This window comes from Stenotrophomonas sp. SI-NJAU-1 (assembly GCF_020883215.1).
GTDB lineage: Bacteria > Pseudomonadota > Gammaproteobacteria > Xanthomonadales > Xanthomonadaceae > Stenotrophomonas > Stenotrophomonas indicatrix.
The window spans coordinates 2519258-2532192 of sequence record NZ_CP086598.1; the positions used below are offsets into that span (position 1 = coordinate 2519258).

Below are 12935 nucleotides of genomic sequence, written 5' to 3' on the forward strand. Positions count from 1 at the left end.
CCGCCTAGTTCAGCCTTGCCTTGATCAGCGGTCGCAGCAGGTAGTTCAGCACACTGCGCTTGCCGGTCAGGATATCCACGTCGGCCACCATGCCGGGAATGATCGGAAGGACCTCGCCATGCCGCCGCAACTGGCTGCCGTCGGTGCGGATGAGCACCTGGTAGAAGGACTCCTTGCCGCGTGGCGTGTCCTCCTCGATCGTATCGGCGCTGATCTGCTCGACAGTGCCACTGAGCTCGCCATAGATGGTGTAGTCGTAGGCGGTGATCTTGACCTTCGCCTGCATGCCCGGGACCAGGAAGGCCACATCGCGCGGCTTGATGCGCGCCTCCACCAACAGCCGCTCCTCCACCGGAATCACCTCCATGATGGGCTCTCCCGGCGGGATGACACCTCCGCGGGTGTTGATCAGCACCGTGTTCACCCGCCCACGCACCGGGGACAGGATCTCGGTGCGCCGCAACTGGTCCTGGCGCTGGTGCACGATGGGCTCCAGCGATGACAGCTCCGCTTTCAGCTTGGACCTTTCGGTATAAGCATCCTGGAAATAGGTGTTGCGCAGCTCACTGAGCTTGCCGGTGAGCGTAGCAATCTCCTGCGCAAGCTTGAGTTCCTCCATCTGGCTGACCGCGTTGCGTGCAACCAGGGGACGGACGATGCGTAGCTGGTCGCGGGCAATGGCCAGCTGCTGGCCGATGGCGGCCGAGCTCTGGTGCAGTGTGGCGCGACGCGACTGGAACAGCTCCTGTTCGGATCTTGCAAGCGCGCTGTCGCCTGGGATGTCAGCCGGAAACGCGATGGTACCCTTGCCCAGCACCTCGGCCTCAAGGCGGGCGATGGCCGCGCGCAGCACCTGCGACTGATTGGCCGACTCTTCGTAATTGGTGCGGAAGTGGGTTTCTTCCAGCCGCACCAGCGGTTGTCCCACCACCACCAGATCGCCTTCCTTCACCAGCAAGCGATCGAGGATGCCGCCCTCAAGGCTCTGGATCTTCTGCATGCGGCTGAACGGCACGATACGTCCTTCGCCACGGGTGACCTGGTCCAGCTGGGCCAGCGCCGCCCACAGCACGGCGATCGCCACGGTCGCGAGCAGCACCCACAGCAGTGGCCGATACACCGGATGGGTGGCCGCCAGCAGCGGGTCGGCAAGGTCACGGCGCAGCCGTTGCGCGTTCTTCGCGTGATCAGCCATGGTGTCCTCCGGCGACGGCGGCGATCGGCTGAACCTGGTTGCCCTGCACTACCTGGTCCAACGGCCCGTCCATGACGATCCTGCCATCACGCATCACCACTGCCCGTTCCACCAGCGCCAGCATGCTGCGCTTGTGCGTGGTCAGCACCAGCGTGCGCTGACCAAGCCAGCGCTGCAGGAACTGCACGACGTGCGTTTCGCTTTGCTGGTCGAACGCGGCGGTGGGTTCGTCCAGCAACACGATGGGAGGGTCCTGCAGGATCACCCGGGCCAGGCCGATCGCCTGGCGCTGGCCACCGGAGAGGCTGCCGTTGCCCAGCACCATCTGGTCAAGGCCCAACGGGTTGCCGCGCACGAACGGCCCGATGCCAACCGCGTCCAGCGCCTCGAGCAGCTCTTCGTCGCGCCAGGCAGCCCCCTCCAGATTGAGGTTTTCGCGCAACGTGCCATGGAACAGCGCCACATCCTGCGGCAGGTAGCCGATGTTGCGTGCACGGTCGCCCGGATCGATCTGAGACAACGCCACGTCATCGAGCAGCATCCGCCCCTGCTGCGGCGTGACCAGGCCCGACAACAGACGCAACAGGCTGGACTTGCCGGCGCCGTTTCCGCCGAGCAACGCCACCCGCTGCCCCGGCGCGATGGAGAGCCCGTGAACGTCCACCACCCAGGCCCCCTCGCCGAACGCCAGCCGCACCTCGTGCAACTGGTAGGCCCCCTGCAACCTTGGCTTGTGCACGAAGCGGGCACCCTGTGGCCGTTCCTGTTCAGCGCCCATCAACTGGTCCAGCCCCTCCATGGCCACCTTGGTGTGCTGCCAGCGGCCGAGCACGGCCGCCACCTGCGACAGCGGCGCGATGGCGCGCGAAGCCAGGATCGAGCATGCCACCAGTGCACCCACCGTCATCGCACCGTCGTTGATGCGGTATACGCCGAAGGCAACCACGCCCACATAGCACAGCTGCTGCACCACCGCAGCGCCATGACTGATGCTGGCCGTGAGCGTGCTGGACTTCAGCGCCGTACCGGCCAACTGTGCGGTGAGGGATTCCCAGTGCTTCAGGCTGCGGCCTTCCGCCCGCGTGGCCTTGACCGTCTCCAGGTGCTCGAAGGCCTCCAGCAGCACGCTGTTCTTCATCGCGCCCTCGCGCAGGTTCTGCCGGGAAAGTTCGCCAAGCCGCCGCTGCGCCAGCAAACCCGGCAACACCATCAGCACGCAGGCCACGATCGGCACCCAGACCACGTGGCCGCCGATCAGGGCGATCAGCAGCAGGAACACGAACACGAACGGCAGATCGCTCAGCAAGGCCGCCGTGGACGAGGTGAAGAAGTCGCGCACGCCCTCGAACTCGCGCACCTGGGTGCTGAACGCACCCATCGAAGCGGGCTTGGCAGCCACACGGGTACCCAGAACGCGGGCAAACAACAGCGTGCCCAGTTGCAGGTCCATGCGTTTGCCCAGCACATGCAGCAACTGGCCGCGCAGTACCCGCAGCACGCCTTCGATCACCACGGCCACGGCAACGCCACTGGCCAGCACCCACAGCGTGTCGAATGCTGCCACGGGTACCACGCGGTCGTAGACCTGCATGGCGAAAATGGCCGTGGCGATGGCCAGCAGGTTGGCGACGAACGCGGCAGCACCCACTTCCGCATAGGAGCGCCACAACTGCCGCAACGGGCCATAGAACCAGTGCTGGTCATCACCGGCGGCAAAACCGCCGACCCGTCCGTCGGAGCGGAAGCGCGGCTTGGCGAACACGGCCGTACCGCTGTAGAGCGATTGCAGCGCGGGCATTGCCATTGCCTGCGCACCGCCGTCGGCCTGTGGTACCTCCACTCGCGCCTGGCCGCCTTCCAGCGCAGTCAGCAGCACGGTGTTGCCGTTGTTCAACAGCAGCAGTGCCGGCAGCAGGTAATCGTCAATGTCGGCCAGGTCGAACGCCTCGACGCGGGCATTCAGATCGGCGCGACGCAGCGCACGCGGCACCCGCGGCAGCGGCAGGCGCCCCTGTTCCAGGGCAATGCCATCGACCAGTTCTGCGGCCCCCAGCGGTCGTCCGAGCCGCGCGCACAGCAGCAACAGGCCATCCTGTAGCGGGTCGCGTGGCAGGTTGCTGCTGCCACCAGCCACCTCAATGCGCGGCGTCTGCATGGGTCCTCCCTCCTAGCAGTTCGCCCAGCTGCCCGACCTGGGCCGCCGCGCGGTAATCGATGCGGACGCGCTCCATGCGCAGTGTGGCCAGCTGGCGTTCGGCTTCCATCCGCTCACGCTGCACGCTGAGCAGATCGATGATGTCGCGACGCCCGACCTGGAATTGATCGTGGTAAAGGGTTCCAATACGGCTGGACTCGTCCACCTGCTGCTGCAGTGCCTGCTCACGCAGCCCCAGCGCATCTGCGTTGTCGAACAACGTGCGCATCTTGCGGCGAAGGTCGCGACGGGTGGCATCGGCCGACCAGCGCGCCGCTTCCAGGCGCTGCCGCGCCGCCGCCGGCCGCTGGAAATTGCTGAATCCTCTCACCACGTCCATCCGCAGCCGCAGCGAGACCACCGAGTCGTTCTCCATCTGGCCGCCGATCTCCCTGCGCAGCGCCGACGCCTCGACGTTCAACTGCGGCTTCAGCGCGGCGCGCGATTCTGCCAGTTCCGCCTCGGCCGCGGCGGCGTCCTCGCTGGACTCGCGCAGCAGTGGCGCCGCATCGATCGCCGCTTCCAGTTCCTGCTGCCAGGGGCGAGCGCCTGCCGGCAGCACCGGCACCTGCAGCTGCCCCGGGGGCTGCCCCAGCAGCAACGCCAGCTGGTTGTCGGCATCGCGCAGTGCGCCCTCTTCCAGCGCGAGCTGGTCCTGGCCACGCGCGAATTCCAGCTGGGCCCTGTCCAGCTCGGTGCGGTCAGCATAGCCGCTGCCGCTGCGATCCCGGGCCATGCCACGCACGCCCTCGATGCGCTGCAGGAAACCGCGCACCGCCGCTACCCGTTCACGTGCGACCAGGACGTCCAGATACGTTTCTATGATGTCCAGCGCCGCGTCGTCGCGGGCAACCTCCAGCGCCGCCAGATGGCGCCGCTCGGTGGCCGAAGCTGCAGCAACCTGGCTGCGGGTGCGTCCCCAATCGAACAGCATCTGCGACAGCGTCACGTCATACACCATTTCCGACATGTGCCCGGCCTGCGGGCCGCCCGACACCTGCAGGGCGGGAAAATAGCCGCCACGCGCGATCTTGACATCGGTCCCGGCACGCTCGGCCTCGCTCAGCGCTGCGCGAACCCTGGGATGGATCGCCAGCCCCACCTGTACTGCCTGCTCCACGCTCATTGCACAGGTTCCTGCGGGAACCCCCGCCAGCAGGAGGAGCGCGAACGCTCCTCCCACCCACCGCCTCCCACACCGGCGTTGCTGCATCAGGCCACCACCTGCACCGTGTTGTCTTCAACCAGCAGCGTCGTGCTGCCAAAGGTGTACACGTCGTAGGTAATGCCGTTGATGAGCTGTGTGGTACCGGTGTCCACTGCGCCGGCCACGTTCAGGGTGTCATTGCTCTCGCCGGTGATCTGCAGGGTGTTGTTGCCGTCGGTAATGGCGTCCACCTCTGCAGCCGTCAGGGTCAGCACGCTGCCCGGATCGCCCGTGCCCAGATCGATGCGCTCGATGTTGCTGAGCGTGCCGACGCCGACCGCGTTGTAGTCCAGGTCGATGCCGTTGGCCAGCAGCAGCGTATCGAACCCGTCGCCGCCGTCGATGCTGACGAAGTTGGTCGCGGTGATCTGGACCGTGTCGTTGCCCGTGCCCGCCACTACTTGGTCACCGGTACCCACGTTGAAGACCAGGTCACTGCCGGCGCCGCCATTGATCTGCTCCGAACTGCCGTCCGCACCGGACAGCACATCGTCGCCGGAGGTGCCATTGACGTCGATTTCGCCGATGTTCAACGACAGCCCGTTCGGGCTCAGGGTGATGCCATAGGCGGCACTGTCGTTGCCATTGGTATCGGTGGACACCAGATTGAACGAAATCTGCGAGCCGAGGTTGAGGATGTCGGTGATGTTCAACCCAAGCTGGGTCAGCACGGTCGGGCTGAGCAGGTTCAACGAGAAGTTCCCGCTCGCGTCGGCCTGGATCGGCAGCAGCTCCACATTCAACGCTGGCGTGATCACGCGGATCACCACGCTGGAGTTGGGTTCGGTGGTTCCGCTGAAGCCGAACCGCGGGTTGAGCGGGTTGAGGCTGACATCAACACCGAAGTTGCCGATCGTGACCGGCTGCTCGATGCTGGTACCCACGCCGATGCTGGCGACATTGCTCGGGTTGCCGGCCGGATCGCGGCCAACCACGCCGACCTGGGCATTGAGCAGCTGGTCCCAACCGAAGTCGATGTCCAGGTCGGTGAGCAGATTGAGCGACGCCAATCCGCTGTTGTCGGCGGTGACCGTGGCGGTTGCGGTCACCCCGCCCACGTTCACGGTGACGGTCAGCTCGGTACCGGGCTCTGCGGAGATGGTCAGCAGGTTGCCCACCAGCGACAGCACCGGCGTGGCCGGCGGCACGGTGTCGATGGTGAACGCCACCGGCGTGGAGTCGGCACCGCCATTGATATCGGCGGTGATCGTCGATGCCCCTTGCGGGAACGGCCCTTGCCCGCCGGGCGGGGTCAGGGTCAGGGTCACCGTCCCGGCCGCGATATCACCGGCGGTCAGGGTGTGACTGACCTCGGCCTCGTAGCCGTTCTGGCCAGCGAACCTGACCGTCACGACCTGCCCGGCCTGCATCGTCGGGCGCACCGTGACATCCACCTGGATCCCGTCGCCGATTTCAGCGGCGTTGATCCAGGTGTCGACGGACTCGGGCACGCTGATGACCGGCGGTGCGAGGTCCGGGGCATTGAGGGTTGCCGGACCACTGATGTTGCCGGCAGCATCCACCGCGACACCGACGATCAGTTCGCCGGTGACCAGCGCTGGCGTGAACGGCAGGGTGAAGTTGCCGCTGCCGTCGACGTTCACCGTGACCGCGTTGGCGGTGTCGCCATTCACAACGATGCGTACCTGGCTGTTGGGTTCGGCGGTGCCGGTCAGCAGTGCGCCATCGGCACTGATGCTCAACAGCGGTGCCGTTGGCGCCACCGTGTCGACCGTGGTGCTGACCGGGCCGCTGGTATTACCGGCCGGATCCTGGGCCACTGCGTTGATCACCGTGCCATCGGCCAGCGGTGCGCCTGGCGTGAAGCTCCAGTTGCCACTGCCATCGGCAGTTGCCTGGCCGATCGGGTTGCCGCTGCCATCGGTGAGCAGCACCGTCGCACCGGCTTCAGCGGTACCACTGATGACCACGCCATTGCTGGGATTGATGGTCGGTGCCGCAGGTGCGAGCGCGTCAACGGTGACGCTGGCCGGGCCGCTGGTGTTGCCGGCCGGGTCCTGGGCCACCGCGTTGATCACTGTGCCATCGGCCAACGGCGTACCCGGCGTGAAGCTCCAGTTGCCCGTGCCATCGGCGACGGCCTGACCGATCGGGTTGCCGCCGCCGTCGGTCAGGATCACGGTGGCACCCGCTTCAGCGGTACCGCTGATCACTGTGCCGTTGCTCGGGTCGATCACCGGCGTAGCGGGTGCCAGCGCGTCGACCGTGGTGCTGACCGGGCCACTGGTATTACCGGCCGGATCCTGGGCCACCGCGTTGATCACCGTGCCATCGGCCAGCGGCGTGCCTGGGCTGAAGCTCCAGTTGCCGCTGCCGTCGGCCGTCACCTGGCCGATCGGGTTGCCGCCGCCGTCGGTCAGGATCACGGTGGCACCCGCTTCGGCGGTACCGCTGATCACCACGCCGTTGCTCGGGTCGATCACCGGCGCGGCCGGCGCAACCGAATCCACCGTAGTGCTGACCGGGCCGCTGGTATTACCGGCCGGATCCTGGGCCACTGCGTTGATCACCGTGCCGTTGGCCAGCGGCGTGCCTGGCGTGAAGCTCCAGTTGCCACTGCCATCGGCAGTTGCCTGGCCGATCGGGTTGCCGCTGCCATCGGTGAGCAGCACCGTCGCACCGGCTTCAGCGGTACCACTGATGACCACGCCATTGCTGGGATTGATGGTCGGTGCCGCAGGTGCGAGCGCGTCAACGGTGACGCTGGCCGGGCCGCTGGTGTTGCCGGCCGGGTCCTGGGCCACCGCGTTGATCACTGTGCCATCGGCCAACGGCGTACCCGGCGTGAAGCTCCAGTTGCCCGTGCCATCGGCGACGGCCTGACCGATCGGGTTGCCGCCGCCGTCGGTCAGGACCACGGTGGCACCCGCTTCAGCGGTGCCGCTGATCACTGTGCCGTTGCTCGGGTCGATCACCGGCGTAGCGGGTGCCAGCGCGTCGACCGTGGTGCTGACCGGGCCACTGGTATTACCGGCCGGATCCTGGGCCACCGCGTTGATCACCGTGCCATCGGCCAGCGGCGTGCCTGGGCTGAAGCTCCAGTTGCCGCTGCCGTCGGCCGTCACCTGGCCGATCGGGTTGCCGCCGCCGTCGGTCAGGATCACGGTGGCACCCGCTTCGGCGGTACCGCTGATCACCGCGCCGTTGCTCGGGTCGATCACCGGCGCGGCCGGCGCAACCGAATCCACCGTAGTGCTGACCGGGCCGCTGGTATTACCGGCCGGATCCTGGGCCACTGCGTTGATCACCGTGCCATCGGCCAGCGGCGTGCCTGGCGTGAAGCTCCAGTTGCCACTGCCATCGGCAGTTGCCTGGCCGATCGGGTTGCCGCTGCCATCGGTGAGCAGCACCGTCGCACCGGCTTCAGCGGTACCACTGATGACCACGCCATTGCTGGGATTGATGGTCGGTGCCGCAGGTGCGAGCGCGTCAACGGTGACGCTGGCCGGGCCGCTGGTGTTGCCGGCCGGGTCCTGGGCCACCGCGTTGATCACCGTGCCATCGGCCAACGGCGTACCCGGCGTGAAGCTCCAGTTGCCAGTGCCATCGGCGACGGCCTGGCCGATCGGGTTGCCGCCGCCGTCGGTCAGGATCACGGTGGCACCCGCTTCAGCGGTGCCGCTGATCTCCGCGCCGTTGCTCGGGTCGATCACCGGCGCGGCCGGAGCCAGACCATCGACCGTGATCACCGCCGGCGCACTGTCAGTGCCGCCGGGGCTGCGCGCCACCACGTTGACCACCGTGCCGTCCGGCAGCGGTACTCCCGGGGTGAACGACCAGTTGCCGCTGCCATCGGCGGTAACCTGCCCGATCGGATTGCCACCGCCATCAGTGATGATGATCGTATTGCCGGCGTCGGCCGTGCCACTGATGACCGCGCCATTGCTCGGATCGACCTGCGGGATCGACGGCAACGAAGCATCGACCGTAGTGCTGCCGGGAGGGCTGGTGTTGCCGGCTGCGTCGGTCGCGGTGGCGTTGACCACCGTGCCGTCGGCCAGCTGCGTCGCCGGAGTGAACGTCCAGTTGCCACTGCCATCAGCGATGACCTGGCCGATCGGGTTGCCGCTGCCGTCGGTCAAGGTGACGCTGCTGTTCGCCTCCGCAGTGCCGGTGAGCACATTGCCGTTGGTCGGGTTGACCACCGGCGCGGCGGGCGGAAGGGAATCCACTGTGGTGCTGCCCGGCCCGCTGGCATTGCCAGCCGCATCGGTCGCGGTGGCGTTGACCACCGTGCCGTCGGCCAGCGGCGTGCCCGGCGTGAAGCTCCAGTTGCCACTGCCATCGGCGGTGACCTGGCCAATCGGGTTGCCGCCGCCGTCTGTCAGCGTCACGGTTGCGCCGGCTTCGGCCGTACCGCTGATGGTCACGCCGTTGCTCGGATCAACCACCGGCGCAGCGGGTGCCAGCGCGTCCACCGTGGTGGCAGCCTGAGGGCCGGTGTTGCCGGTGGGATCGGTGGCCGTGGCGACGACCACGGTGCCATTGGCCAGCGGCGTGCCCGGCGTGAAGCTCCAGTTGCCGCTGCCGTCGGCCGTCACCTGGCCGATCGGATTGCCGCTGCCGTCGGTCAGGGTCACGGTACTGCCCGCTTCGGCAGTGCCGCTGATCGTAGTGCCATTGCTCGCGTTGAGCACCGGTGCCGCCGGCGCGCTGGCGTCGACCGTCACGGTTGCTGGCGGGCTGGTGTTGCCGGCCGCATCCTCGGCCACCACGTTCACCACCGTGCCATCGGCCAACGGTGTGGAGGGTGAACGACCAGTTGCCGCTGCCATCAGCGGTCACCTGCCCGATCGGGTTGCCGCTGCCGTCGGTCAGGGTCACTGTGCTGCCCGGTTCGGCGGTACCGCTCAGGCTGCTGCCGTTGCTCAGGTTGACGGTCGGCAAGGTCGGCGCCACCGCATCCACGGTAGCGCTGCCCGGCCCGCTGGTATTGCCAGCCGCATCGGTCGCGGTGGCGTTGACCACCGTGCCGTCGGCCAGCGGCGTACCCGGCGTGAAACTCCAGTTGCCACTGCCATCGGCGGTGACCTGGCCAATCGGGTTGCCGCCGCCGTCTGTCAGGGTCACGGTTGCGCCGGCTTCGGCCGTACCGCTGATGGTCACGCCGTTGCTCGGATCAACCACCGGCGCAGCGGGTGCCAGCGCGTCCACCGTGGTGGCAGCCTGAGGGCCGGTGTTGCCGGTGGGATCGGTGGCCGTGGCGACGACCACGGTGCCATTGGCCAGCGGCGTGCCTGGCGTGAAGCTCCAGTTGCCGCTGCCGTCGGCCGTCACCTGGCCGATCGGATTGCCGCTGCCGTCGGTCAGGGTCACGGTACTGCCCGCTTCGGCAGTGCCGCTGATCGTAGTGCCATTGCTCGCGTTGAGCACCGGTGCCGCCGGCGCGCTGGCGTCGACCGTCACGGTTGCTGGCGGGCTGGTGTTGCCGGCCGCATCCTCGGCCACCACGTTCACCACCGTGCCATCGGCCAACGGTGTGGAGGGTGAACGACCAGTTGCCGCTGCCATCAGCGGTCACCTGCCCGATCGGGTTGCCGCTGCCGTCGGTCAGGGTCACGGTGCTGCCCGGTTCGGCGGTACCGCTCAGGCTGCTGCCGTTGCTCAGGTTGACGGTCGGCAAGGTCGGCGCCACCGCATCCACGGTAGCGCTGCCCGGCCCGCTGGTATTGCCAGCCGCATCGGTCGCGGTGGCGTTGACCACCGTGCCGTCGGCCAGCGGCGTGCCCGGCGTGAAGCTCCAGTTGCCACTGCCATCGGCGGTGACTTGGCCAATCGGGTTGCCGCTGCCGTCTGTCAGCGTCACGGTTGCGCCGGCTTCGGCCGTACCGCTGATGGTCACGCCGTTGCTCGGATCAACCACCGGCGCAGCGGGTGCCAGCGCGTCCACCGTGGTGGCAGCCTGAGGGCCGGTGTTGCCGGTGGGATCGGTGGCCGTGGCGACGACCACGGTGCCATTGGCCAGCGGCGTGCCTGGCGTGAAGCTCCAGTTGCCGCTGCCGTCGGCCGTCACCTGGCCGATCGGATTGCCGCTGCCGTCGGTCAGGGTCACGGTACTGCCCGCTTCGGCAGTGCCGCTGATCGTAGTGCCATTGCTCGCGTTGAGCACCGGTGCCGCCGGCGCGCTGGCGTCGACCGTCACGGTTGCTGGCGGGCTGGTGTTGCCGGCCGCATCCTCGGCCACCACGTTCACCACCGTGCCATCGGCCAACGGTGTGGAGGGGGTGAACGACCAGTTGCCGCTGCCATCAGCGGTCACCTGCCCGATCGGGTTGCCGCTGCCGTCGGTCAGGGTCACGGTGCTGCCCGGTTCGGCGGTACCGCTCAGGCTGCTGCCGTTGCTCAGGTTGACGGTCGGCAAGGGCGGCGCCACCGCATCCACGGTAGCGCTGCCCGGCCCGCTGGTATTGCCAGCCGCGTCGGTCGCGGTGGCGTTGACCACCGTGCCGTCGGCCAGCGGCGTGCCCGGCGTGAAGCTCCAGTTGCCACTGCCATCGGCGGTGACCTGGCCAATCGGGTTGCCGCCGCCGTCTGTCAGCGTCACGGTTGCGCCGGCTTCGGCCGTACCGCTGATGGTCACGCCGTTGCTCGGATCTACCACCGGCGCAGCGGGGGCCACGGCGTCCACGGTGATCGAGGCCACCGGACTGCTGTTGCCCGCGCTGTCCTGTGCAACCGCGTTCACAACCGTGCCATCGGCCAGCGGTGTGGACGGCGTGAAGCTCCAGTCGCCATTGGAATCGGCCACGGCCTGACCGATCGGATTTCCATCGCCGTCGGTCAGCACGATGGTCAGCCCAGCGCCGGCCGTACCGGAAATGACGCTGCCGTTGCTGGCGTCCAGCAGCGGGGCGTCCGGGTAGTCCGGCGCCTGCACCGAAACCGGCGGACTGCTGTTGCCGGCCGGGTCGGTAACCACCACGCTGACGGTTTCACCATTGGTCAGCGGTGGGTCCAGCGGAAGCGTGAACTGACCATCGCTGCCCACCACACCGGTGATGTCCGGTTGGCCATCGCCGTTGGTATCCACACCCACAGTCGCGCCGGGCTCGCCATTGCCACTGACGCTGCTGCCGTCGTCGGACACCACCACGTTGGTGGCAGCCGCAGGCGGCGTAGTATCCGGTGCGGTCACCTGCCCGGGTCCGCTCACGTTGCCAGCCGCATCGGCCAAGGTCACGGTGATCTGCTCGCCGTTGGTCAGCGGCGGCGACAGCGTGATGCTGAAGCGGCCATCGGCACCTACGGTGCCGGTCGTATCCGGTCGTCCGTCGCCGTTGCTGTCCACACGCACGGTGGTGCCCGCCTCACCGCGCCCGGTCAAGGTGCGGCCATCCGCACTGACTGCCAGTGCGGTCGGTGCCGAAGGTGCAGTGGTGTCCGGCGGCGGTGGCGCGGGCGGAGGAGGTGATGTTTCGCCGCCACCGCCGCCATCGCCGCCGCTGCTGGCCAGAGCGACCGCCGCACCCACCGCCGCAAGCCCGCCCAGGATCATCGCGCCACTGACACCGCCAGCGGTCGTGGCAGCGCCAGCAGCGGTCATCGAATCGAATCCGGCAAGGGTGTCCTGCGGCAGGTAGCTCGCGGCCAACGGGCCGTCACTGGCTGCTGCTGGAAGGTCAACGGCGACGAGCTTTTCCTTGTCGACCAGGAACAGTTGGCTCGGGGCCTGGCCATCGACATAGAAATTTGCGATGCGCACGTTGTCGCCGTTCTTGAGCTGGACCACCAGATCCTGGCCATCCTTCACGTAGCCGGCCACCTGGTCCGGGTCGATGTCCAGTGCGACGTCACTGCTCTGTTGCAACACCACCACGTTGTTGGCAACAGTGGTGGCCGGGGTGGTGGCGGTGATGGTTTCACTGACCGGAACAACCTTGACGCGGATAGCCATGGGACGGTCCTCTGATCGATGGGGCCCCGCCATGCGCAGAACAACGACACGCACAGCGATGGCGCTGACACGGCAGTTCGATGAATGTCTGGACGAAGCCGCCCGCAGCCTGCGCAGAGCGCGACTGGTCGAACGGAACTTCAGGAAAGGCTGGGGTCCGGAGGCAGCAACGTGCGCGCCCGGCGAGGCCCCCAAGGTGGATTACGGTCTGGGCGCGTGGTCGAAATGCATGTACGACAATCCTCTTGTCTGGAATCACCGAAGCGCGTGTGTAAACGCGGTCAGGGCTGTCGGACGTCGACCATCATTTCCCCCGCCCGATGAAGTCGATTTACATGGGAGACAGGTGAACGCCGCATGGAAATTCCGTGTAGAGCGCGTGTATCCAGAGCACTTCACATCAGTTGTGTGAATTGCGTCACGC

The 12935-nt window shown here is 67.6% G+C and carries 4 protein-coding genes and 2 pseudogenes; all 6 read right to left on the reverse strand.

All coding sequences use genetic code 11. The annotated features are described in order from the left end of the window. Positions 1-4: 4 nt before the first annotated feature. A complete protein-coding gene (locus tag LMF57_RS11580) occupies positions 5-1195 on the reverse strand; it encodes an HlyD family efflux transporter periplasmic adaptor subunit (protein WP_229289887.1) in 1191 nt (396 codons plus the stop codon). Further along, positions 1188-3350, reverse strand: coding sequence for a type I secretion system permease/ATPase (locus LMF57_RS11585; protein WP_229289888.1), 2163 nt, complete (start codon positions 3348-3350; stop codon positions 1188-1190). Before LMF57_RS11585 ends, LMF57_RS11580 begins: the two co-directional genes overlap by 8 nt. Continuing rightward, positions 3331-4515, reverse strand: coding sequence for a TolC family protein (locus tag LMF57_RS11590; RefSeq protein ID WP_229289889.1), 1185 nt, complete (start codon positions 4513-4515; stop codon positions 3331-3333). The genes LMF57_RS11585 and LMF57_RS11590 overlap by 20 nt, the downstream gene beginning before the upstream one ends. Before the next feature lie 86 nt (positions 4516-4601). Further along, positions 4602-9392, reverse strand: a complete 4791-nt coding sequence (locus tag LMF57_RS11595; RefSeq protein WP_229289890.1) for an Ig-like domain-containing protein — start codon at positions 9390-9392, stop codon at positions 4602-4604. A gap of 25 nt (positions 9393-9417) precedes the next feature. Beyond that, positions 9418-10128 (reverse strand): annotated as a pseudogene (locus LMF57_RS11600) (Ig-like domain-containing protein); the annotation flags it as partial. 25 nt (positions 10129-10153) lie between these two features. After that, a pseudogene (locus tag LMF57_RS11605) lies at positions 10154-12544 on the reverse strand (Ig-like domain-containing protein); the annotation flags it as partial. Positions 12545-12935 lie beyond the last annotated feature (391 nt).